This is a genomic window from Paenibacillus cymbidii, from assembly GCF_004764705.1.
GTDB lineage: Bacteria > Bacillota > Bacilli > Paenibacillales > NBRC-103111 > Paenibacillus_AN > Paenibacillus_AN cymbidii.
The window spans coordinates 102705-127955 of record NZ_SHLX01000019.1; the positions used below are offsets into that span (position 1 = coordinate 102705).

Consider the following 25251-nt stretch of genomic DNA (forward strand, 5'->3'; position numbering starts at 1 on the left):
CATGAGCGGCGTTCGATTGGCGGGGCTGCTTCTGGCCGTCCAACTGCTCGCGGGCTGCGCGGCGCAGGCGGAACCGCCGGCAGCGACCGGAGCCAGTCCGGTTACAGCGAAGCCGGCTTCGGCGACTCCCGATGCCGGGCGATCGACGGCATCGCCCGACATCGGACCAACGGCATCTCCTAGTGCCGGGACAACCGCGCCGTCGCCGGAACGACCGGCGATGGTGAACAAGGAGGAACAGATGAAAGCGAACGAACAACTGATCGCAGCGGCGGAACGCGGCGATACCGCTGAAGTGAACAGGCTTCTTTCCGCGGGTGCGGACATCGACTCCAAAGACGGGCGCGGCCGTACGGCGGTCATGGCGGCAACGCACGGCAACAAGCCGGCGGTCGTGCAAGCGCTGATCGCGGCCGGGGCGAACATTCACTTGCAGGACAACAAGCAGGACAATCCGTTTCTGTATGCGGGCGCGGAAGGGTTGCTCGACATCCTGAAGCTGACGATCGACGCCGGCGCAGACGTCAAGCTGACGAACCGGTACAACGGCACGGCGCTCATTCCCGCATCCGAGCACGGCTACGTCGACATCGTTCGCGAGCTGCTGACGCGCACCGCAATCGACGTCAACCATGTGAACCGGCTCGGTTGGACCGCGCTGATGGAGGCGATCGTGCTGGGCGGCGGCGGGACGAATCACCAGACTGTTGTCCGACTGCTGCTTGAACACGGCGCCGATCCCAACATCCCGGACAAAGAAGGCGTCACCGCGCTTGCGCATGCCGAATCGCGAGGCTTCAAGGAAATAGCGCGCATGCTTCGCGATGCGGGAGCGCATTGATCTCCTGAAGCAACAGGCCGTCCGGCCGATTTGGCGGACGGCCTGTTGCCGTGTTGAGCGTCCCACGGCTCCTCAACATAAGGCTGCGGGGTAAATAGGCCATAAAATGGCTTATTTCGCTGGCGGCTGATTCTTCTGCTGCAATTCGCGCAGCAATCGTTCGAAACGATCGAACTGCGCTTCCTTCAACAGGCGGAACGAATCCAGCCAAACGCTCAGTTCCTCGAACGGTTCGTACCGCAGCTTGTAGATCCGACGGTTGGCGACCGGGTGCGCTTCGGCGAGTCCGGCTTCGCTCAATACGCGCAAATGTTTGGACGTTTGCGGATGATTAAGCTCGAGCCGTTCGGCGATTTCCCCCATCGTGAGCGGACCGTCCCGCAACAGTTCGACAATGTGCAGCCGGTTGGGCTCGGCGAGCGCGTTCAAAGTGGCAAGTTGCATCATTTGAACACCTCCGTTGGGAAGGACTCCCCTCCGCTTGGCCTCGCGTCACTTCGAATCGGCAGCCAGCAATCGCACTTGTTCGGCGAACCGTTCCATCGAGTCGACCGCTCCCGTTTCCATGCCGCCGGCCAATGCTCCCTGCAGCCCTTCTTCCGTTGCGAAAGTTGTGATGCTCGTCAGCTTCGTCCGGTTGCCCGGCAGTTCGCTTAACGTATCGGTAACGATCGATTCGTGGATCGAATACGGTTCGACGTCAAAAATTTGCGTGTACACGAGCCGTTCCGGCTTGACGACTTCGCGATAAACGCCTTTGAACGGCATCTCGCCGACTTGGGGAATTTGCTGCACGAACCGATAGCTGCCGCCTTCCCTCAGGTCGATTTCGCAAATCGGCAGCTTCACTCCCTGGAATCCCCACCATACCGCCACATGCTCCGGATTCGTCCAGGCTTCCCAGACAATTTCGCGGGGTGCGTCGAAAATGCGCTCCACAATGAGATTCAGATCCTCCACATACGTTGTGGTGCTGCCCGTTGCTTTGTTGTCGGCCATTATTCATTCCTCCGTTTTGGGTTTGGTAACTTCATCGTTTCCAACCAATCGTAAACCACTGTGCACGGTGCTTTACGGTTCGTCTTGCAATGAATATACCAAACAAGGAATATTCCTGTAAAGGAAATTTCCTGCGGAGGAAAATTCTAAAATGGGAACGGATCAGGCGGCATTACTGCCGGCTGCTTCCGGTGCAAATCCCGACTCCGAGCTCTCCGTCAAGCCTCAAATAGACGCAGTAAGGCCGCCGGCATAACGCCAGCGGCCTGTTGATATTCCCATATGTTGTCGCAAATGAAGCTGATCGTTCATGGCCGACCGAACCAATCACGGTTTGGACTTGCCAAGCAGCCATGCGTAAACATTGGGATTGTTGTACGTTTCTTCCCAGCCCCCATGCACATTGCTTTGATAGATGGTGTACAGCGGCGTTGGGCTGGGCGGCGGCGTACAGGCGTTGATCCAGTTCAGCATCCGCTCCGTACCGGTGGCGCGGGGGACCGCCGGATCGTTGCTGTTGTGGAACGCCCAGATCGGGATGGCGCGCACGTTGCACGCATTCGTCGACGTCAAGGTCGTCACGGCAGCGATCGGCACGATGGCCGCCACTTTCTCCGGGTGCTCCGCGGCATAGTAGAACGTGCCGCCGCCGCCCAGGCTGAGCCCGGTCACGTAGATGCGTTTCGGATCTTCGCGGTACAGGGCGCGGGCATGCTCGACGAAGGTGTCGATGAATCCGGCGGTATTCCATCCGGAGAAATTGCCCGGCAGCTGCGGCGATATCACGATGAACGGCAGCTCCTGTCCGGCCGCTATCTGCTGCGGCGGCCCGGCCTCCAGCACTTTGTTGATGCCGGGCCCCTTCTGGCCTCCTCCATGCAGGAACACAAGGAGCGGGAAATCGGCATCCTGATTTTTGTAGTAGTCTTCCGGAGCGTACGCCCAATACTGCACATCGCCGGCGTTCGGGTTGCCGGAGGCAAACGTCATCACCTGATGCCGGGTCGGCATCGCGACCGGGAAGCCGTATACAGGGCCGAGGCCCGAAGACGTCCCTTCGCCCATCAGGTACAAATAATACGTGGCGTTATCGCCAAGCCCCGTCAAATAACGAACGAGATCGTTTCCGACATCGCCGGCGGCAACCGGGACGACGCCGTTCCGAAGCACACCGCTGCCGGTTGGCCCCTGGGCTGCCGACTTTAATGCGGTTGCCGTCAAACCGGGCTGTGCGGCCGAATACAGCACGTAGTAGATGGCCCCCGTCTCCTGCAGCTTCGCGTGCACATCGATCGTAGTCGCTCCGTTCAGCGCGTAACCGATCGGCGTTGCAACCGTCATCGCGTTCGGGACGTTCGACAGCCCGGACGTATGCTGAACGTCGTCGTCCGTCCGCATCGCAAAATAATACCGGTGCTTCGGCGTCAATCCGCTCACCGTCATGAATTCGCTTGCGCCTGCGGCTGCCGGCAGCGGTTCGCCGGTCACCTGCGTTGCGCTCGCCCAGTTCAACTCCGACAAGGGAGACGTGCTGTAGCGAATGTCGTAGCTTGCCGCCGTTCCGGTACTGCCGTCGTCGCCGGGCGCCGTCCAGCTCAGCTTGACGGAACCGAACGCAATGTCGGACACCGCCAGGTCGGTGATACTCGCCGGAGCCGTTACGTCTCCCCCGTGCGGCGCGCCGTACAGCACGATTTCGGCCATCGCCGCCGCCTGGACGTGCAGCTGCACGCGGACGTAACGCGTCGTGACGTTCGTCAAAACGTGCCCGTTCCAGCTCATGTAGCCGGACAGCGGATCGGTGAACAGCGGCGTCGCCGACCAGTTGCCCGGGCTGCCGCTGTAGAACGAAACATTGCCGCTTGCATATGTGTCGTACAAATAGATGTCGCTCAAGTCGTACAACTGGCCGAGATCAATGTACGCGTAGAGCGGATAGTCCGAGTTGTCGTAGCCGGGGTTCCACTGGTTGGTCGTCGTCAGGCCGGTGCTGTTCGTCCCGCCGTGCCCGCCCTTCGGATCGTCCGCGATCCCCTGCTGGTCGACCAGCTTCGTGGCGTCGCCGATCGGCCGCTCGTTGGTCACCATAGCGGGCGCTAAGTTGATTTTGCCGCTTCCCGGGTTCGCCGACGTCGTGCCGTTCGGCACATTGGACAATGCGGAAATGTTGCCCGCTTCGTCCGTCGTTGTCATCGCGAAGTAATACTTCGTGCTTGCGACAAGCCCGCTTACCGTAAACGACTGGCTCGCGCCTGCCGCAGCCGGAGCCGGTTCGCCGCTCGCCGGCGTGGCGCTTGCCCAGTTGCCCGCGGTAATGGCACTCGTGCTGTAGCGGATGTCGTAGCTTGTTGCCGTGCCCGTGCCGCCGTCGTCCCCCGGCGCCGTCCACGTCAGCGTCAGCGACGAAGCCGTCGGGTTCCCTGCCGCAAGCGTCGTCACCTGCGCAGGCGCCGTTGTGTCGCCGCCGCTGACCGGCGAACCGTACAGCACGATTTCGGCCATCGCCGCCGCCTGCACGTGCAGCTGCACGCGGACGTAACGCGTCGTGACATTCGACAGCGCGTGCCCGTTCCAATTCATGTAGCCCGACAACGGATCGGTAAACAGCGGCGTCGCCGACCAGTTGCCCGGGCTGCCGCTGTAGAACGACACATTCCCGCCCGCATACGTGTCGTACAAATAAATGTCGGTCATGTCGTACTGTTGCCCGAGATCGATGTACGCGTAAAGAGGGTAGCCGGTGTTGTCGTAGCCGGGATTCCACTGGTTGGTCGTCGCGAGGCCCGTCGCGTTCGTTCCGCCGTGGCCCCCCTTCGGATCGTCGGCAATATCCTGCTGGTCGACCAGCTTCGTAGCGTCGCCGACCCCGCTTTCGTTCGTGACCATCAGCGTCGTCAGCGCGATTTTGCCTCCGGCTGCGTGCGCCGTGGGCACCCCCTGCCCCGTTCCGAACAAGGGAAGCACAACCAGCAGCCATACCAGGAGCATCACCCACACTTGCCGTCGTTTCATCAATTCCTCCTCCTCAATAATAAAATGGCGGTGCACCTTTATTATGGAAGGAAGTTTTTTCCTGCGTAAATAGCTTTATTTTGGGATTGATTGCCTTCTCATATCTTCTCCGCAAGGAAGGAGCGGGCATCGTCCCACCCGACCCTTAATGGATATCGGGTACCGCCGTCGTTTCCGCGACCGCATTCGGCAGCTCGTCCGGAAAACGGCTCCAGTCCTGATGCCATTCGTCATCGGTCAGCAAACTGTCGTCCAGGCTCGCCTCGATGCCGGATCGGTCCATCCCGATCCCGATAAACACCAATTTGGTGATCCGGTCTCCATGCACGGAATGCCAACCGGCAGCCAATTCGGGCTCCTCTTGCAGCAGCGCCATTCGCTCCGCTTCGGGCAAAGCCGCCATCCAATAGCCGGATGGCCCGAACCGAATCGACGGCCCCGCCTGACTCAAGCTATGCGCAACGTTATGGCGGGTGGACAGCCAGACGATTCCTTTCGCTCTCACTACTTCCGCCGGCCACGCTTTCATCCAACGCAGCAGCCTTCCCGGATGGAACGGCTTGTGGCGTTCGTAAACAAAGGACGAAATGCCGTATTCCTCCGTCTCCGGCGTATGAGCCGGCTTCTCCAGCTCCTTGAGCCACCCTGCCGACTGGCTTGCCGCCTCGAAATCGAACAATCCGGTATGGAGAATCGCGGACGGGTCCACCTTGCCGTGCTCGGTTCGAATAATTCGCGCTCGCGGCTGAAGCTTGCGCAGGACGGCCTCAAGCTCCTCCAGCCGATCCTCCTGCACAAGATCGCATTTATTGAGCAGGAGCACATCGCAAAATTCGATCTGATCGATCAGCAAATCGACCACCTCGCGCGTATCGTCTTCGCCAATTGCCTGGCTGCGATCGAGCAGCGTTTCGCCGGAAGTGTAATCGTGCCAGAACCGATAAGCGTCAACGACCGTTACCATACAATCCAGCCGGCAAAAGCGGGACAAATCGATGCCCTGCGTTTCATCGATGTACGTAAACGTCTGCGCAACCGGGACCGGCTCGCCAATGCCGGTCGATTCGATCAGGATGTAGTCGAACCGATTCTCCTTCGCCAATTGCTCCACTTCGCGCAATAAATCTTCCCGCAGCGTGCAGCAGATGCAGCCGTTGGACATTTCCACCAATGTTTCATTGGTCCGGGAAAGTCCGCCGCCGTCTCTGACAAGCGACGCATCGATATTCACTTCGCTCAAATCGTTGACGATTACGGCAACCTTGAGCCCGTCGCGATTGTTCAGTACATGGTTAAGTACGGTCGTTTTGCCCGAGCCGAGATAGCCGCTCAATACGGTAACCGGCAATTTGGCAGTGGTCATGTCATCACCTTTTTCGCAGATAAGTAGGTTACGATTCGTTTAATGCTTTTTTTAATGCTTCCAGATTGTTTTTCATGATGCCGATGTAATCCAGGTTGTTTTTCTTATCCTGTTCGGTTAAGCCTTCGAGCGGATTGAGCACATCCGTTTTGGCCCCGATTTCGTTGGCAATCGTTTTCGCGACAGCGGGATCGACCAACGTTTCGAAGAAGATCGTTTTGACTTGGCGCTCCTTCGCGAACTTCACGATATCCGCCATCTTGTCGGGAGACGGCTCCTGCTCGGGAGAAAGCCCGGCAATCGGAACTTGCGTAAGCCCGTAGTGGGCGGCCAAATAACCGAACGCCGCATGTTGGGTCACAAACTCTTTGCGTTTCACACTTTTCAGCCCTTCTTGAAAGGCGGCATCCAGTTCCTTCAATTTGGCGATGTAGGCTTCGGCGTTTTTGCGATAATCCTCCTTGTGAGCCGGGTCCGCTTGTTCGAGCGCCGCCTGGATCGCTGCCACTTCTTGCTGGGCCAGAGCGGGATCGAGCCATACGTGCGGATCGAGCACGTGCCCGTCCCCCGCTGCGTGTTCGTGCCCCTCTTCCTCCTCGTCGGGCAACCCTTCCATCAGCTTGATGCCTTTGCTCGCTTCCACCACGACGCGCTTCCCGCTCGCTGCGCTCGACAGCGCCTTGTCCACCCAACCTTCGACGATGCCGTTATAGACGAACACATCCGCTTTTTTCACCCGCGTCATATCTTTGGCGCTTGGCTCCCAGTCGTGCGGCTCCGCTCCGGGCGGAATAAGCGCAACGACGTCGGCATGTTCGCCGGCCACCTGCTTGCTGAACTCATACATCGGATAAAATGTCGTCACCACGCTCAATTTGTCGCTTCCCTGCGAAAGACTGCCGCACCCGGCCAAAACAAGCGCCGCTCCAGCCGACAGGACAAACGATTTTGCTATCCCCGCTTTCATCCTTCTACCTCCCACCCTTTTTCTTTGGCCATGACATGACCGGTACTTTTGGCGAGTCGAAGCGCCATTTTTTTGACGCCGATTCCCGCCAGCAAACATACGAGCAGCACAAAAGCGATCGTTCCTCCCGGCGGCGTGCTGAGCTGATAAGAAGCGGCGAGTCCGGAAAAAACGCCGATCAGGCCGACGGCCATCGCCAGCACAACGGTTGCCGTGAAGCTTCGCGCCAGGCGGGTCGCAAGCGAAGCGGGCAAGATGATGAGCGATGATACCAGCAATACGCCGACAATCGGCATCGCCGCCGCAACGATCATCCCGGTAAGTACACTGAAGAGCAACGAAATCCGCCGGACTGGCACGCCGCTCGCCGCAGCCGTCTCCTCGTCGAAAGCGATGTGATACAAGGGGCGGCGCAACCAATAAAAGCAGGCTCCCCCTACCACCGCAACGAACAGCATCAGCAGCAGCTCCGTTTGATTGACGGCGACGACCGAACCGAACAAATACGACGAAAAACCTTTATTGATGCTTTGGTTCAGACTCATCAGCATAACGGCAACCGAAAGCCCTCCCACCATGATGATCGCCACCGAAATTTCACTGTAGGTTTTATACGATCTGCGTATGTATTCCACCGCCACGGCGCCAAGAATGACGACAAGAAAACCGGTCAACGTCGGATTGACATGAAAATAGGCGCCTCCGGCGATGCCGGCCAGCGATACGTGCGACAGCATATCCGCCATCAGCGCCTGACGGCGAAGCATCAAGTAAACGCCGAGCACGGAAGCCAGCAGAGCGATTATTCCACCGGCGCAAAATGCCCGCAGCATGAAGTCGTAGTGCAGCATTTCCAGCCTCCGCCCTCCTTTCGCGCAAGCTCAACGATGCGGTCCAAATGACCTTCGACTTCCGACAGTCCGTGCGTAACCATGACAACTGTCCTGCCATACGCCGTCGCCTGGCGACGCATCAGCTCATAAAAGCCGAACCGGCTTTTCGGATCCATGCCGGTGGTAGGTTCGTCAAGCGCCAGCAGGTCCGGTTCCTGCGCCAATGCCCGCGCGATGCAAATCCGCTGTTTTTGCCCGCCCGACAATTCGCCGATTTTGCGTTTTCGCAGCTCCCACATGCCCACTTGCCGCAGCGCTTGTTCCGTCGCCTCATGATCGGCCGAACGAAGCTTGCGCAGCCAGCCGCCCCCGGCGAATCGCCCCGAACGGACAAATTCCAGAACCGTGCTCGGAAACCCGCCGTTAAAGGCGGCGATATGCTGCGGGACATAACCGACACCACCCGCGGCTTTGCCGGCAGCAAGCCGCACATTTCCTTTCCATGGCCGCAGCAGGCCGAGCTGCAATTTCAACAGCGTCGATTTCGACGCGCCGTTCGGCCCCGTAATGGCAACAAACTCGCCGCGCCGAATCTCGAGATTCACCTCCTCCAAACAAGGCACATCGCCGTACCCGAACGTAACTTCCTTCATCGAGGCCATAAGCATCAATCATCGAATCCTCCCCGCACAACACAACCGCTTTTAATTACATGTAATTATTACGAATAAAGCGGAATGAAAAACGAGCCGCAGCTCGCTAAACGTAATATTTACATTTAACAATGTACCAAACGAGCGAACGATCTGTCAATGTAAAACTGTTCGCTCTTTTTCATTTGTGATAATATAGTAATACTTACGAATAGTTCGGCGGAACGATTCCCGTGTCAATCGGAGCGAACCCAAGTGAAACCATTGTTGCAGTTGAACACCTTGTTTATCAGCATGGTGATGGAAGCCATTCCGTTCATCCTCGTCGGCGTCATCGTTTCCGGGCTCATCCAGACATTCGTCACGGAAAAATGGATTTCCCGGATCGTGCCCGGCAACCGCTACTTCTCCATTTTGTTCGGATGCGGCATCGGCGCCTTGTTCCCTTCCTGCGAATGCGGCATCGTGCCGATTACGCGCCGCCTGATCGGCAAAGGAATGCCGCTTCATGCGGGAATCGCATTTATGCTGACGGGGCCGATCATTAACCCGATCGTCTTGTTCGCGACTTTCATCGCGTTCGGCAACGATTGGACGATGGTTGCCATACGCGGCGGGTTGGCGGTTGTTGTCGCTTTTGTTGTGGCCGTGGTCGTGTCTTTTCTGTTCAAGGATGCCCCGATCAGGCGCGCCGAGTCCGAGGCGGCGGCGCAAACGGCCGCGGCGGTCGAACCGATCGGCAGGCAAGAGACGACTGCAGCGACCGCGCTCCAGAAATGCGGCGGGGCGATGAGCCATGCGATCGACGAATTTTTTGCGGTCGGCAAATATTTGGTGTTGGGCGCCTTTGTTGCCGCCGGGATGCAAACGTTTCTCCCTACCGCCCATTTGCTTGGCATCGGCCATCATCCGCTCGCCGCTTCACTTGTCATGATGGCGTTCGCTTATGTCATTTCCCTTTGCTCGGAAGCGGATGCGTTCATCGCCTCCTCCTTCAGAAGCACGTTTTCGACCGGCGCCTTGTCGGCCTTTCTCGTGTTCGGCCCCATGGTCGACATTAAAAATACGATTATGCTGCTCAGCGCTTTTCGCGGCAAATTCGTCGCCGTGCTGATCGGTCTCATTGCTGTTCTTACTTGGCTCGGATCCTTATTGGTGGGATGGTGGTTGGCATGAGTCGCTACATGATCTTGTTCGGGCTTGCCTTTATGCTGTTCCTGCTGCACTATACCGGCGATATTCACAAATATATCAATATGCGGTACGCCTATTTGTCCATCGGCGCGATTGTGCTGCTCGTGTTGCTCGGCATCGTCGAATACATCCGTTTCGCCAAGCGGAACAAGGCGCGCCAGCTTTCGGGCGAAGAAAGCCATGACCATCATGGGAATGATCGTGATCACGAGCACGAGGACGGCCATGATCACGGGCACGATCATCATGCGCACGGGCATTCGCATCTCAGTCGATCCAGGTTCAAGCGTGCCGTTGGGTATGCGATCGTCAGTGTGCCGATCTTTACCGGCATTTTTTTGCCGGTACAGACGTTGGATTCCAGCTTCGTGAAGGCCAAGGGGTTTTCCATCCCTTCCATGCAGGAAGGCATCGATCAGAACCCGGGCATCCATCAGTTTCTGAAGCCGGATACGAGCGTGTTCTACAGCAAAACAGGCTACAACAAAATAAAAGCCCAGGACGCCAAAGCGTTCATCGACCGGCCGGAAATCAGGCTGGGGGAGAACGATTTTTTAACCGGGCTGGAAGTCATTTATAACTCGCCGGACACGTATATGGGCCGCACGATCGCCTTCGACGGTTTTGTTTACCGGGAAAGCCGGGTAGACGATCAGCATGCTTTCATCTTTCGGTTCGGGTTCATCCATTGTGTGGCGGATTCCGGCGTGTTCGGCATGCTGGCGGATTTCTCCGAGCGAACGCCGCTGAACAACGACCAGTGGGTGCATGTGGAGGGCAAGCTGACCTGGGAATATTACCAGCCGATCAAACAAACGGTGCCCGTCGTCAAAATCCAATCGTGGTCGAAAATCGACGCGCCGAAAGATCCTTATGTGTATCGGATGTTTTGAAGCATGTCCCATTCCCATTCGCCAAGATCAGCGGTATTGCAACTATGGCATCCGTCCTTCTGGAGTTAGCAGTTCCCTACTCTTGCATACATCATTCTCATACCCTCATTGCCGAGCTATTTTTTCGACTTCAGATGGCAAATTTTCACGAGTCGCCTTGACGTAAATCATCGTTGTATCCGTACTGTCGTGTCCCATAATTTGTGCCAAGCGGGGCAACGGCGTGTTTTCCGCCATCACGTACCCGAACCGGTGCCGAAGATCGTGGGCGCTCAACCCTTCGAGCCGCGCGGCTTTCCTGTATTTTTGAATCAAATGGCGTAAAGCGCGTTCGGTTAAACGATCGCCGGTTTTCTCCGATGGAAACAGATAAGGGCAACCCGAAGGAAGGACGGCCAGATAGTTTTCCAAAGCAGTTTTGCACGTTGCGTTCAAAGGGACTTCCCGCTGTTTATTCCGTTTTCCGGATCGGACCGTAAGCTGTCCGCCGGATGTACCGATTTGAATATCTCCGGGAGCCAGATCGCATATTTCCATCGTTCGCAAGCCGGTGTGAAGCATCACGGTAAGAAGCGTCAGATCCCGAATGGAACCGCCGCGCTCAGCCGCAGCGATCAATGCAGCTTCTTCTTTGTCCGTCATCTGCCTGGGACTTGCCTTTTCTTCAGGAACCAATTTCACCGGTTTGGAAGGATCGCGGCGAATCCTGGATTCCGACACGGCCCACTCGAAAAACCGTTTCAAGGTGACAAGCCGCCGGTTAATGGTCGCCGGTTTCAATTCCATTATGTTTTGAGCGGCTTCCCGGTATCGTGTTAGTGTTGGAGTAGCCACCTCTTCCATGCGAAATATTACTTCTTCCTCTTGGCGGCCCGATGTCTCAAACCAAAAGATGAAGTGTTTCAGATCGCTTGTGTATTCCTTTAGCGTTTTGGGATTCAAAGCTTTGCGGGTGGCGAGAGCGTGAATGAAGTCGTGAATGGCCTGCTCCCCCTGCTTGGAAATCCCGGACGTGTCAATCATTGGCGAGCCCTCCCGACATTGACTTACATTAGCGGACATGGTATTCTTATCTTAACCAAAACAATAGCGGACATCAAGTATACGTTATGGTTAAATTGGTTATTGGAGGAATTCTATGCAAACAAGTACTTCTATACATGATTAAATTTTTTCGAACTGCTCGAAATGTGGGGCAGTTTTTTGTTTCTTCCTGCTTTTTCATCCATGCACGAGAACGGTTATTAGCGCAATTAAAATAATAGAAGCGAGGGATTGTAAATGAACAAAGAACAATTGATCGAAGATGTGGCGAAATCGAGCGGATTTTCAAAAAAGAATGCTGAAAAAGCGGTAACGCATGTGCTGGACTCGATTTTTGAAGCGCTGAAACAAGGCAAAGAAGTTCAACTGGTCGGTTTCGGAAAATTTAATGTCCGCAGTCGTGAAGCACGCCGGGGAAGAAACAGCAAAACAGGTGAAATGGTGGAACTTCCGGCGGGTAATGTTCCTGTATTCACGGCAGGAATCACGTTGAAAAAAGCGTTAAATTAAGCTTGCTATCCCCACATGCGAATATAAAATAAAGATGTTCCTACATCAGAAAAGCGGTTTTTTATCAAAATAAGTACCCCTGATTCGAACGTTAGTGTCGTATTTTCTACCATTGATGACATTATTAATTTTTATACCAAACAAAGTTTGCAGCGAAAGGCAGCCAATCCGGGCCATTTAAAGATTGGCACAAGCAGGGAAAGGGATGGTCGTTCATCACTGGAGAAATGATTCTTTACAACCGACCGGGAAGGACAATGAAGAAGAGTTCGCGGTTGATCATGATTTCCTGCGTTTTTACTTCATTTTTCTTCACTGTTTGGGGGGGGTGCCTTCTGTTGGGCTGCCTCCTTTACATGGCCTTTTCGAATCGGAAAGACAGAAATTTCTTGGCAAGCTCCGGAAATTCATTGCTGCGAGCGTTTTCCAATAAAAGGGGATTGCGATGAAATCACTTCAAGAATACACCCGCTGGAAAAAAGACATGGCTCCTCACGGCAAATCGGATTGGAGGAAGAGCGTCTGGCAGTTGTTCAACAGCATCGTTCCTTTCCTCTTGCTGTGGGGTCTTGCCTATGTAACGTTGTCTGTCTCCATCTGGATCACACTGGCGCTTGCCATTCCGGCAGCCGGATTCATGATCCGAATCTTCATTATATTCCATGATTGCTGCCATCAATCGTTCTTCGCCGGGAGAAGAGCGAATACGGTCATCGGGACGATGACGGGAATCCTCACTTTCTTCCCTTATGAGCAATGGAAAAATGAGCACTCCATTCACCATGCGACAAGCGGCAATTTAGGCCGTAGAGGCACAGGCGATATTTGGACGCTGACTACGAAGGAATACGCGGCGCTCTCCCCATGGAAGCGTCTGGGATACCGCTTATACCGCAACCCCTTCGTCATGTTCGGGCTTGGACCGGTATTTATATTCTTGTATGAATACCGGTTGAACCGAAAGAGTGCCAAACGCAAAGAGCGCATGAACACGTACCTGACGAACGCAGCGTTAGCAGGCTTGATGGGACTGCTCTGTTGGTTGTTGGGCTGGAAGGAGGTCCTGCTTGTAGAGGGAACGATCCTCTACTTGTCCGGCGTTGCCGGCATATGGCTCTTCTACGTGCAGCATCAATTTGAGGACAGCTATTATGAGCGTACGGACAAGTGGGATTTCTTCAGCGCGGCTATTAACGGCAGCTCCTATTATAAGCTGCCCAAAATCCTGCAATGGATGACGGGGAATATCGGATTCCACCATATTCATCATCTCGATCCTCAGGTGACGAATTATAATTTGCAGTATATACACGAGAGCAACGCCGCCATGCATGACGTTCCTGCCATCGGCATTCGTTCGAGCCTGCAGGCGCTTCGATACCGACTATGGGACGAGAGCAGCAAACGATTTGTGGGGTTTCGAGGCCTGAAAGGATAAACAATAGGCAGATCGCAGTTTCTTGCGATCTGCCTATTTCATTGCCTGTTCCAGTAAGGCTCGCTCGTCAAGGCGTGACGGAACGGGTAAACAAGGCGATCGCCCGTGTCAGCACTTCGACGGTTTCCGCTCGGGTTGCTCGGGCGAGCGGACGGATCGTGCCGTCCTCGTAGCCGACGAACAACCCGCGCTCTGCCGCGGCCGTCATGGCGGGAAGCGCCCAGGCGGCGATGTCCCCGCTGTCGGCGAACGCGGCGCCGGACCGGGCGGCGGGAAGCTTCAGCGCCCGTACGAGCATCGCCGCCATCTGCTGGCGCGTAATCGGATCGTCCGGCCCGAATGTCCCATCGTCGTAGCCGTCGACGATGCCGCTTGCGGCGGCCGCGGCGATGGCGTCATGCGCCCAATGGTTCGCCGTATCGGCGAACGTGCGGCCTGTTCCGCTCTTGCCGGCGATGCCGACGGTACGCATGAGCAATTGCACAAACTCCGCTCGCGTCACTTCCCGATCCGGCCGGAACGTGCCGTCGGGATACCCGTCGATGCCGCCGCGTCCGGCCATGGCCCGGATGCCCGTTTCCGCCCAGTGCCCGGCGATGTCGGCAAAGTCCGGCAGCGGCTTTCCGTTGCCGGAAGGCGCCTTGCCCGGCGGCGTCAGGACGGCAAACTTCGTAAAGTGGATCGTCTGCCCGCTGACCGTGCCGCTCTCCCAATCGACCGTTGCTCCGTCCAGCGGCACCCACTCGCCGGTTACCTCGTTGTACCAATAAACGGCTACGGTGTCCGCAGCGGGATCGAGCTTGGAGCGGTCGAACGGCAGCGTGAGCGTCACCGGCTTGAGGAAAATGCCGGCGGTCGACTTCGCGATCTCGTATACTTGGCTGACGCGGCGTTCGCCGGCCGGCAGCCGCTTGACGTCGTCCTCCGACATCGTCCCGATGGACACGCGGAACGCGCCCGGGAAGGAGCCCGCCGGGAAACGGATGGCAACGCCATCCCCGGCCACCGTGCCGCCGGAAGCAGGGTCGATGCGCCATCCGGCATCGGTTGGCGGCTGCGTCGACCCGCTGTTGCCGCCACCGTCGGCTGTGCCGCTTCCTCCGCCGTAACCGCCATCGCCGCCGGTATTGCCTCCCCCGGTGTTCCCGCCGGGTCCCTCCCCATCGTCTCCACCGTTTCCGCCGCCGCTGCCATTGCCGCCCGGATGGCCGCCGCCGTTCGTCTGCTCCAACTGCTTCACATTCAGTTGGAATGCCTTCGTTTGGCGCGTATCCCCTTTAACGACGGTCGCCGTCAGCGTCGCCGCGATGTCGCCTTCGCCAAACGCTGGCCGGGTCACCTGCCCCGTCGCCGCGTCGATGACGGTCGGACGGCTCGACGACCATTCGATTGCCGACCCGTTTGCGCCTTCGACCGGCAAATAAACGGTTTTCGTCACGCTGGTCGGGTCGTCCCCTTCGGTATACCGGATGGCAAGCGCCGCCAGATCCGTCGTCACCGCTTCGAGATCGGTCATCGAAACGGTGCTGATCTGATCGATGTCGAACACCCCGTAATCGGTCCAAGCGTATTGTTCATTGGCGCGGAAGCTGGCCTCCACTACCGCCTGCCCTTGCCGCAGCCCTTTCAACTCGCCGCCGGTCAGCTCGGCGTACGTTTGGCCGGACAGGACGGTCCACTCCACCGCTTCGTTCGGGATTTCCACCGCAGCGCCATCCCTGTCGTAAGCGTACAGCCGCAGCGGCTGCTTGTCGCCCGACTTCATTTCCCGCTGCATGCCGATCACGACTTTGTCGATTTCCAGCACGGCGGGATTGACCGCCTGCTGCGTGTAAACGTTTTTGCCGCCATAGGCATCGGCCGCCACAATCTGCAGGTCGAACACTTGCCGGTCCGGAAGCGGGAACCGGTACGTAAACCGGCCATCCTCCTCAACCTCGGCCGGGTAGCCGTTTACGGTCACTGTCGCGCCGACGTCGGTTTGCCCCGTCAGCTCGGCGTTCCCGTCCGCAAAGGCGACGTCGTCGACCGCGAGCAGCGGCGCATTCGTTTTGACCGCGATGCGGTACGTCTTTACGTCGGTGTCGCCGTCTTCACCTGCTGCGGCGATTTCGATTTCGTTGGCGCCTTCCTTGAGCGCAACACCGACGCTCCACCCGGCGCCCGCCATCGTCATCGGTTCGGCGCCCGGATCGTACATCGACGGATTGACGCGGACTTCCGTCCGCACCGCCGTGTCGCTGGCGAACTGGAGCGTCACGTTGGTCGTGTTGGTGCGGAAATACGGCATACCTTCGTCATCCCGCTCGACACGCACTTCCTTTCCTCCGGTCGAATCGACCGGCTGGACGTTCATGTCGAATACGGGCGGGGTAGGCGCGTCGAGCGTCATTTCCACAGGTGTCGACCACAAGCCGAAATACTGCTCCGGCTGCTCGCTTGCCACATTGGCGTACACGTCGATGTCGTAGGCCGTCCCGTCGGCGAACCCGCCGACCTCGATGTCGGCATACCGGCCCGGCTGGCCGGACGGCGGCACCGGGTATTCGAACAGGACCGGCTGTCCTCCCCCTTCCCCTTGCGGTTTGCCATAAATCGTATAGGAGCGGACGTCGGCAAGATCGGACTTGTTCCAACTGATTCGTTTCAAACCGGAACCGATGTCGACCGCCGTCACTCCGCCGGCGCGGTAGTCGGGAGCCACGACGCCTTTGACAACGATATCGAACGTTTTGCCGGGCGGCAGCCCATATAGCTTCGTATCGTAATAGTCGTCATCTGCGCTCTCGCCGTGGTTGTACAGTTCGCTCGAATAAGGGATCGTATACGTCCGGCCCGCTTCGTCTTCCAATTGAATCACATAATCCGCGATCCCTTCGATGCGCGACCAACTCGCCTCGTATTGCCCGGTCGAAAGCGGATCGTCAATGTAGGCCGCGTCAGCCTGCGGATAATCGGCGTACGGATCGTCGACTGCGCCGCCAGGCTTCTGGCTCACCGCCTGCACGACGATCCGGTACGTCGCGCCGGTCGGCCAACCGCGGATGTCCGCGGCATAACGCGTCACGCCGTCCGCGTAAGGGACGAACGTCCAATTCGACCCGTCCGCCGGCTTGCCTAGCTCGTCGACAGTGAAGACGTAATACCCGGCGATGTCGTTCCCGACCGCCGCGTCCCATTCGACTTTGACGCCGCCGCTGCCGATCGCCGTTGCCGTCACATGGCCCGGCGCAGCCGGCACCTTCGGATTGACGACGGCGAACGGCGCCGACTCGCGGAAGCTGTTTTGCAGCAGCCCGCCGGATGCATCGAACTGTTTCAGCACGGCAACGATCTTGTACGAGCCGCTGCCGATGCTGTCCGGCAAGGCGGCTTGCAGCAACGCCGCATTCCCTGTCAGCGGAACGTCGGCGAGCAACCGCGTCAGGATCGGCTGGCTGGTTTCGACGCTTTCCAAATACAGATCGGCCTTCGTCCTTCCGTCCGCAGCCGCCGGCGAAAGCGCGAGTTCGATTCCCGCCTGCTCGCCGTTCTGGGATGCCGCGATCGTCTTGATTTCCGGCAGCGGCGCCGCGCCGAACGCTTCGAACTCGGCGGGGACGCTGCTCCTGATCGTCCATGTGCCCGGCTTGTTCCGCTCGGCAGGCACCGAAACGGCGATGTAGTCCTGCACGCTTCCGGTATCGGGATCCGTGTATTCGCTGCGAATCACATTTTGCCCGTCGCCCGTTTCAACCAGCGGAATTTCGGCGCCGTCCGGATCGGTAAGCTTCAGGCCGATGTCGCTGCCGCGTTCGTATTTGGCCTGCACGAGCAGCGCTTCGCCGCCGCCGGAAACAAACGATTGCAGCGTCGTTGCGTCCAGCGCCGTCACTACGCCCGACAGCGTCTTGACCGGAATCGGCGTCAAATTCGTGCCGACCGCAAGCCGGGTCGATCCCTCCGCCCCCGGTTCGGACAGGGCGAACGTTTTCGTATCCGGATTGATAAACTGCACTTGCTGCGTGCTCCACGTATACCGGACGCCGACCGGAATCGTTCCGAGCGCCTTGGCGTACGCCTGCACGAAATTCGTATTGAGCGCCGCCGAGGCGTCCGCCAGCTTGACGCCAGGCAGAATCGGCGAAAACGTCGGAATTTGCACATAGCCCCGCACATAACCGCCGAAGTAAAACTGCGACGAGTCGTTATTGTAGCTGAGCTCGACGGACGCCTGGCCGACGATGACGTCCAGCAGCGAAATGCGCCCGCCCACCAGCGCGCCGGTGACCGGATAAAACATGATTTTGCCCGTCAGATCGGCAATCGGCACCACATAGATGTTGCCCGTGCCGCTGAGCGACGCTTCCTTGCTGCCGATCGACAGCTTGACATTCGACGCGCTGAACGCTCGCCGCCCGAGCAGCACGGGCGTCACCGTATCGGTGATGCCGAACCAGAAGCTGCCGCTGAAGTCGGGATAAATCCCTTTGGCGATGCTGTCGCGCAGCGTGTGCAGCCCCTTGATTTCACCGCCCAGCTGGTTGATCGTCAGCGGCACGTTCGGGATGCTGATGAAGCCGACGTTGTCGGCATATTCGGCCATAAACTCGTCGGGAAAGACGATCATCCCGTCCGGCGTCGGCACCGTAAAGACCCCGAATTTGCCTTGGATCCGCGAGTTGCGGGCAAACGATCCGCCGCTTCCGGTAGGAACCGTCTCCAGATTCGGCAAGCTCAGCTTCGTGTAAATGCTGTACAAGTTTTGAATCGTATCGATGCGCAGCCGGCCTTCCACACCGCCCGTCTGGTTCGGTCTGACGTCGCCGGCCAGGAACGGCCCGATCTTCATTTGCGGCAGCCCGATGCCCGCCTCCAGCGCGAACTTGATTTTGCCGTCCTCGTAAACCCGGAACTTGTCCACCGCTATTTCGGCATAAAGCAGCTTGCCGAGCACCGCGTTGTCGCTGGCGCCGAAATATTTGTACAACGTCTTGAGAATGGATAGGATGTCGAGCGACCCTTTGAACTCGGCCGCGTATTTCTTTTCGTCCGGGTCGTACACGACGCTCATCTGCTTGATGCCAAGCACATACGGCCCGACGATCGCATTGACGTCGTCGCTGAAGCCGAACACGTTCGGATTGCGAATTTTCATGTCGTTGACGTTGAACGTAAACGCCGACTTCCAGATGAGCGGGGATTGCGGCATATTCGTCAGCTGCTTCAAATAGATCCGGCTTTGGTCGTTGCCGGCAATGACCGCCTGCGTCGCCGTGTCGTAGACGTAACTGTCGCTGTATTCGACCGTTGTCGGTTTGACCACGATTTCGCCCGGCATGTCGGCGTCGTACGCGGAAACCGTCAGCTTCAGCACATTGCCGATTGTCACCGCTTGCGACGGATGCGGCACAACGGAGTAGGTGCCGTCGTTCATGTCCTGGATGTTGCCCTGGATGCGCAGCACTTCCTGTTCGCCCGCGGGAACGGTCGGCACGTTGTCGCCCTTGCCGTAATAAATGCGATTGCTCGTATGCGTATACTGCCCGCCGATGTCCGGGCGAGTCTTCAGCACGTCTTTTTTCGTAATCAGCAAAGTGCCGTAACCGCGTGTCATGACCGCAATGTCGTTCGTGATCGTGATGGCGTCCGGCCGGTACATCCCTTTGCTCAGCTCATGTTCGATCCCGATGCCGTAAATCCCGAGCGGCAGCTCCGGCAGCATGACGGAAAGCTGGTTGTTGCTGTCGACCGCAACATATCGCGGCTCGATCGTCGTTCGTGTGCCGCGGGCGTCCTGCACGTATACGCGCCACCGATCCGGGTCGTCCTTCAGAAAATTCAGGCTGCTGCCGCGAATGACTACCTTGCGGAACGCTTCCTTCACGTACATCTTGTTCGGCGCCACGGCGGTGAACTGGATGTCCGGAGGCTGGCGGAAATTCGGCAGCACGACGACGTGCGCCGTCTCTTCCCGCCGCTTCACTCCCGGAGACTGCGGATCGCCGACCGTAACGCGCACTTTAAAGGCGTATACGTTCACCGTATCGGCGCCCGTTGCGGCGAACCGCCAGCGCAGCGACATCCGCTCCCCCTTGGACAACGAAGGGATGTAGGCGATGTTCGGATCTCCGCCGGTCAACTGGACGCCGGTCGGGTAGCTGATCTCGACGCGCACGTCGCCCTGATCGGCAGACGAAACAAGATCGTTGGCGATGATCGCCGACAGCTCGAACGTCGACGAGCCGTTCGTCTCGGCCGCCACCTTCTGCGGTGCCGCCACGGAAACCGTCATGTTGTCCAGCACCGTCTGCCGCTGCTCCATTTCGCCCATGCCGACAAGTGTCGAGAACGAAGCCGAATCGCCGCCGGCAATCGCCGCCTCATCCCAATAAATCGCCACGGCGCTGTCCGCAACCCCGTACAAGTTGTCCGCCGCCGCGTAATCGGTCCACGGATTGGGCGAATACAGCCATTTGCCCGCCGACAATCCGTTCCAATGGCCGAAGACGACGCGCGACGGTTTTTTCTCCCCGAAGCCGTACAACGTGCCGAAAGCGATCACCGACGGATCGTCGACGTTATCCATCGCCTGCCAGTAGAGCGGCACGTCGTTCGCGCCGAACTCGCGTTCGCCTCTGACCGGCGACAGTTCGCCCGGCGCCATCAGGAGCGGTCCGTCATTGTCGCCTGCGGTCACGTCGAGCAATATACGCGTGCCCAGCTTGACGCTGCGGCCCGACTTGTTGTCCACTCGGTAGGAAAGCTTGGCGTTGCCGACCGGCAGCGATTCGCCCTGCTGCACGAGATCGACGGTTTGGCGGATGTCGACATCCTTGTACCGCCAGGTGGACACGATCTGCTGCCCCACCAACTGCGGCGCTTCGAGGAAATAGCCGAACGGCGTCGCCTCCGGTCCGTATGTATGGCCGTAGATCACTTCTTCGCCGTCGATGCGGAAGCTTGTGTACGACGTGTCCGGCACTTCCTGCTCGTACACGAGCGGCTTGTCGCCGTCGCCCGCGTTCGCCGGATCGCCTCCTGTCGTTCGTGCGGCGAACCGCCCGTTGGCCGCATTGACACTGACGCTCAGCACATCGTCGCCGAGCGTCAGCCGGCCCCCGCCTGCCGCCAGCACCTGCGCCCTGCCGGGCAGGAAGCCGGCCACGCTGCTGATCGTAATCGCTACCGCGGTTGCGGCGGCCACGCGTTTCATCCATCGATTGATGTTCACTTGCCCGTCTCCCCTTCGTTACTGCACGTTGATCTGCCCGACGAATGTCCGCCGTTCCCGGTCCTGGACGAATATCGTATACCAGCCCGCTTCGTTCAACACAACCGTTCGTCCGGCGATCGGGAGCCCGCCGCCCTTGAAGGCGCCGGCCGTCAGCCGGCCGGGGAGATAGCGGAAAACAAGATCGTTGCTCTCCTGCCCGATAATGTCGAACTGCAGCGTCCCTCGCGGCACGACGACATCTCCCCGCAGCCGGATCTGATTGACAAACACATTGATGCCGTTCAAATCCATCACGGATACGCCGCGCACTTGCCGGGCCGTATTGCCCGCGCTGTCGGAAACGGTATACACGATTTCGTAGTAGCCGCCCTTGTACACGTCGACGTTGTTCGATACATGGACCGACGCGGTCAATACGCCGTCGCGGTTGTCGGTCGCCGCAAAGCCCGGTTCGACAAAAGCGAACGGCAGTCCCTGATAGACGGGATACGTCAGCGAACCTTGCAGCGTGATGACCGGCGGCTCCTTGTCGATGTTGGCGACGGTGGCGGTATATTCGCGAATGACGCCGCCCGTGTCCTTGACAATAAACGTAAACTCGCCGTTCGCCGCAAAAGAGTACGTCGTTTTGCCCCCGTTGTTGACCACGGTCAGCCCGCCCGGCAGCTGCAGCGTCGCGGTTACCGGCTGATTGGTCAACGCCGCCATGCTGTACGCGATCGACACGTTCGGCGCGGAGGAGTCGATCCAGGCGACGTCCGCGCGCCGGCTCGTTTCGTTGAGGTACACCCTTAACGGATTGCCGGCCAAATCTTCCGCTTCAAAAACGTGACTGCCGTTGGTTGCAAACGGATACGATAACCAGCCGTTCCGATACGTGATGCCGTCGCCGCTGCCCGGTTTGACGCGTTTGCCGACGTACAGGTGGGCGGTCACTTCTCCGGTCGTCGCCTGGCTCGGCGTGTAGACGATCGTGCCCGCGCCTTGCAGATAGGCGAAGCCGGTTTTGTCGATGTGGCCGACTTTGACATGCAGCGTTTCGGCCGGTCCTCCCTCCTGCTGATACGTAAACGTCGTTTGTGCATTGTCGGCAAAAGATAACATATGGGCCGTCACGTACGTATCGTCGACGCCGGCGATTTTGACCGGTACGCTGCTCGTCAATGCAAGCGTCACATCCTGATTGGTCAGCGCCGTCGTGCTAAACGTTGCTGCCGTGAACAAGGACGGGGCCGCCGTGCCGATCACATACGGCTGCACCAGCTCCGCGCTGCGCCCGCTTCCCTCCAGCTCCGCGGCATACGCGCGCAGCTTGTATTCGCCGTTCGCCCCGGCCAGCACGATTTCGTCGCCGCTCTGCACGGTCGTCCAGTCTTGCACAACCGCGCCGCCGGCCGTTTCGAGCCGGTAGCGAATGTCGCCTTCGGCGGCGAGCAGCCCGGCCGCATGCGCATACAGGCGAATGCGGTGCTGCGGAGCCGCCGCCAGTCGATTCGTTTCGTCCAACCGGCCGACATAACTCATCTTGAGCTCAAGCTTGTTTTCCCCGCGCACGATGTAGTACCCGCGAGATGCGGCGACGATATTGGCGCTGTTGCCGGCCGCGAACGGATTCGATTCGTACGAGGTGCCGGCCGTATGCCGGTATTCGACTGCCCTGACGTAGACGTAAACCGGAATGACGTTTGTCTGGTCTGTCTTGAGCGTTGCCGTGTTCAAGGCAATCGTCGCGGTTTTGCCGTCGGCGGCAAGCGGCGCGTCCGTCCACTGATCGCCGAGCGCGGCGCACAAACCGGGCGACGAAAGGCAGCGATCCGAGCCGCTGACCATGTACTGTGCCGCGCCAAGCCGGAAATTGTCGCTGACCGTCGCATTAATGGTATACTCGCCCCGGCCGAACGGCTGATCGGCATAATGGATCGCCAGCGGCGTTATATCCTTGACCAGCTTGACCGGCGCAAAATTGGTCGCGTTCTTGTCGGCCAGGAACCGGTCGGCGTCATAATACACTTGCTGCCATGTATAACCGCCCGTTACGGCGTCGACAGCTTTAACGTACAAATAATACGTCCCTTCGCCGAGCGCCGCCGTTTCGTCCGAACCGATGACGCTCCAGTGCCCCTCGAGGACGCGGCCGGAGAGCGGATTCGTCTCTTTGGCCGGAATTGTTTGTTTGAACGGCGAGACAGGCAAGTCGTCTTCGGGCAATTTCGGGCTCGTGCTCCATAAATAGCCGCTGCGCTCCAGATTTACATCGGCGAACCCTGTGTATCCGGCCGATTGCTTCTGCATGCTGCCGAACACGAATACCGCCAGCCATGTATACTTGTTCTGCGGCGCTTCGTACCGCTGCCGCAAATATTTGAATTCCGACTTGGCCATTTGCAGCATATTGGCCCGCTCCCACGAATCGTACTCCCTTCCCCCGGACCCTATGTTCAAATACCGGTTCGCGTTGTCGCCGACGTCGCCGCCGAATACGTTGAACGGATCGACGGCCGCCCAGGACTGCACGGGCCCTCCCGGACCGGGGTAGAAGTACGTGTAGGGCCGCCAGTTTCCGCCCTTGTCGCGCACCTCGATCGTCAGATGCGCCCCCTTGTTGCGCGCTTCCGGCGGCACGTCGATCGTATTGCGCTCCGCCATGACCGTCCAATCGATCTTCTTGCGATACGTGCCGGCGGTGAAATCGTATTTGAATTGAAAATCCTGCGGATCGAGCACCGGGTCGTTGACGGATACGATGATCCGGTCCACGGACAAGCCGTTCGCCGGCTGATTGTTTTTGCGCAGGTCGTCCGGGTTCGGGGTGATCGCCAGCGTCGGGTATTCCCGCTTGAACAGGGTGACGGCCATGCCGCCGACGCCGCCCATGTCGATGACGCTCGCCGTTCGGATCGTTGTCTGGCCGTCGCCCGGGTTCGTCGCATAATAACGAATGCCGCCGTCCAGCGCGAGCTGGCGGTCCAGCGTCAACGGACCGCTCGGGCTCGAAGGGCCGGGCTCGAAGCGGAAGACGAGCGTGTGATCGCCCTCCTGCCGTTTGACGACCGCCCGCTTGCGCTCCCAATACGAAACGCTGTCTTTGTCAAAATCGTACGAGCTCCCTTGCGCGAATCCGGCGATCTTCTCCTTCACGGTAATTTTCCATTCGAGCCAGCCGTTCGGCCCGACGACATAACGATTGGCGTACGCTTGGTAAGCGACGCCGGTGTCGCTCGCCGTCACCTGCACGGCGGTAGCCGTCAGCCGCGGTTGTTCGTCCGCTTGCGCCGCCGACGCCATAACGGCCATCGCCATCACCGCCACGACGGCGAACCACATTTTCCACTTGCGTTTCATGACCAGATCCCTCCAGGTTGCAGCATAACCATCCTTCATTGTAACGATCGCCCGCGGAATGACCAGTGACCGGCGTCAATCGTTTGGTCATCGTTTGGTTCTATCGCCGCTGCGTCAGGTGCTGTATAATGGGACAATCGTAATAGATGCGGAGGGTAACGAATGATTCGTGTTGTCATTGCCGACGACCAAACGTTGATGCGGGACGGCTTGCAAACCATCATCGACTTGCAGCAGGATATGGAAGTCGTCGGGGCGGCGGAAGACGGCGAGCAGGCTTGCGAGCTCGTCCGTACGCTTCGTCCCGATCTCGTGCTGATGGATATCCGGATGCCGAAGCTGAGCGGGATCGAAAGCGCCAAACGAATCCGCAAAGAATGCCCCGAAACCGCCGTGCTGATTTTGACCACGTTCGCCGAGGACGAGTATATTATCGAAGCGCTGGCAGGCGGCGCTGTCGGGTACTTGTTGAAGGATTTGCCCGCCCAGAAGATCGTCGAATCGATCCGCGACGCGGTGAAAGGCCAGTTGATGATGCCCGCTTCCATCGCCGCGAAGCTGGCCGCGAGGCTTGCTTTCCTCACCGGCGCTCCGGCGGAGGTGCTCGACCCGGGAAGGCTGCGCCACGAAGGCATTCGATTCACCGATCGGGAGAAAAAAGTGATCCTGCTCCTGCTCGAAGGACTAAGCAACCGCGAAATCGCCGGCACCCTGTTCATGAGCGAAGGCACCGTCAAAAATTACATCAGCGTCATCTACCAAAAAATCGGCACGAACGACCGCGCCAAAGCGCTGCTTCTGCTGCAGGGCATGATGAAAGACGCGCAAGCCGCGGACGCGGACGGATAATCCGTGACCGAAGCGATGACCGGCGTCACTGGTCACGCGGGACGAAAGCGGCGAACATAAAACTGTCGGCCATTTACCCTCAGGGACGGAGAACGTC

General features: G+C 58.6%; 16 protein-coding genes. 6 read left to right on the forward strand and 10 right to left on the reverse strand.

The genetic code is table 11. The features are described from left to right. Position 1: 1 nt before the first annotated feature. On the forward strand, positions 2-841 hold the full coding sequence (locus EXY20_RS24280; protein WP_235886176.1) for an ankyrin repeat domain-containing protein: 840 nt from the start codon (positions 2-4) through the stop codon (positions 839-841). Positions 842-952: 111 nt separating this feature from the next. Here EXY20_RS24280 and EXY20_RS24285 read toward each other — a convergent pair whose 3' ends face one another. The 7 genes from EXY20_RS24285 to EXY20_RS24315 form a co-directional block, all read right to left on the reverse strand. Continuing rightward, positions 953-1285, reverse strand: coding sequence for an ArsR/SmtB family transcription factor (locus EXY20_RS24285; protein ID WP_135554754.1), 333 nt, complete (start codon positions 1283-1285; stop codon positions 953-955). A gap of 48 nt (positions 1286-1333) precedes the next feature. Further along, the gene (locus EXY20_RS24290; RefSeq protein WP_135554708.1) at positions 1334-1840 is read right to left on the reverse strand and encodes an SRPBCC domain-containing protein; all 507 of its coding nucleotides are present in this window, start codon (positions 1838-1840) and stop codon (positions 1334-1336) included. A 327-nt stretch (positions 1841-2167) separates the two neighbouring features. Continuing rightward, positions 2168-4852, reverse strand: a complete 2685-nt coding sequence (locus EXY20_RS24295; protein ID WP_135554709.1) for a fibronectin type III domain-containing protein — start codon at positions 4850-4852, stop codon at positions 2168-2170. A 145-nt stretch (positions 4853-4997) separates the two neighbouring features. After that, positions 4998-6215, reverse strand: coding sequence for a GTP-binding protein (locus tag EXY20_RS24300; RefSeq protein ID WP_135554710.1), 1218 nt, complete (start codon positions 6213-6215; stop codon positions 4998-5000). A 28-nt stretch (positions 6216-6243) separates the two neighbouring features. After that, positions 6244-7182, reverse strand: a complete 939-nt coding sequence (locus tag EXY20_RS24305; RefSeq protein WP_135554711.1) for a metal ABC transporter substrate-binding protein — start codon at positions 7180-7182, stop codon at positions 6244-6246. Further along, a complete protein-coding gene (locus EXY20_RS24310) occupies positions 7179-8039 on the reverse strand; it encodes a metal ABC transporter permease (RefSeq protein WP_135554712.1) in 861 nt (286 codons plus the stop codon). The genes EXY20_RS24305 and EXY20_RS24310 overlap by 4 nt, the downstream gene beginning before the upstream one ends. Continuing rightward, positions 7985-8683, reverse strand: a complete 699-nt coding sequence (locus tag EXY20_RS24315) for a metal ABC transporter ATP-binding protein (protein WP_135554755.1) — start codon at positions 8681-8683, stop codon at positions 7985-7987. The genes EXY20_RS24310 and EXY20_RS24315 overlap by 55 nt, the downstream gene beginning before the upstream one ends. Positions 8684-8923: 240 nt before the next feature. Between EXY20_RS24315 and EXY20_RS24320 the strand changes: the two genes are divergently transcribed. Both EXY20_RS24320 and EXY20_RS24325 read left to right on the forward strand, forming a co-directional pair. Next, complete coding sequence (locus tag EXY20_RS24320; RefSeq protein WP_135554713.1) at positions 8924-9844, forward strand: permease; 921 nt, start codon at positions 8924-8926, stop codon at positions 9842-9844. Next, the gene (locus EXY20_RS24325) at positions 9841-10755 is read left to right on the forward strand and encodes a TIGR03943 family putative permease subunit (protein ID WP_167859482.1); all 915 of its coding nucleotides are present in this window, start codon (positions 9841-9843) and stop codon (positions 10753-10755) included. Before EXY20_RS24320 ends, EXY20_RS24325 begins: the two co-directional genes overlap by 4 nt. A gap of 105 nt (positions 10756-10860) precedes the next feature. Here EXY20_RS24325 and EXY20_RS24330 read toward each other — a convergent pair whose 3' ends face one another. Further along, the gene (locus EXY20_RS24330) at positions 10861-11778 is read right to left on the reverse strand and encodes a tyrosine-type recombinase/integrase (protein ID WP_135554715.1); all 918 of its coding nucleotides are present in this window, start codon (positions 11776-11778) and stop codon (positions 10861-10863) included. A gap of 258 nt (positions 11779-12036) precedes the next feature. Here EXY20_RS24330 and EXY20_RS24335 point away from each other — a divergent pair, with 258 nt between their 5' ends. Then, entirely contained in the window at positions 12037-12309 is a 273-nt protein-coding gene (locus EXY20_RS24335; protein ID WP_135554716.1) for an HU family DNA-binding protein, read from the forward strand. A gap of 445 nt (positions 12310-12754) precedes the next feature. After that, complete coding sequence (locus tag EXY20_RS24340) at positions 12755-13747, forward strand: fatty acid desaturase (protein ID WP_135554717.1); 993 nt, start codon at positions 12755-12757, stop codon at positions 13745-13747. Between the two features lie 67 nt (positions 13748-13814). Here EXY20_RS24340 and EXY20_RS24345 read toward each other — a convergent pair whose 3' ends face one another. Both EXY20_RS24345 and EXY20_RS24350 read right to left on the reverse strand, forming a co-directional pair. Further along, entirely contained in the window at positions 13815-20960 is a 7146-nt protein-coding gene (locus tag EXY20_RS24345; RefSeq protein WP_135554718.1) for an S-layer homology domain-containing protein, read from the reverse strand. Positions 20961-20978: 18 nt separating this feature from the next. Further along, a complete protein-coding gene (locus EXY20_RS24350) occupies positions 20979-24305 on the reverse strand; it encodes an immunoglobulin-like domain-containing protein (RefSeq protein ID WP_167859483.1) in 3327 nt (1108 codons plus the stop codon). Between the two features lie 162 nt (positions 24306-24467). Here EXY20_RS24350 and EXY20_RS24355 point away from each other — a divergent pair, with 162 nt between their 5' ends. Then, positions 24468-25154: a response regulator transcription factor gene (locus EXY20_RS24355; RefSeq protein WP_135554720.1), complete on the forward strand. Its 687-nt coding sequence runs from the start codon at positions 24468-24470 to the stop codon at positions 25152-25154. The last annotated feature ends 97 nt before the right edge of the window (positions 25155-25251 follow it).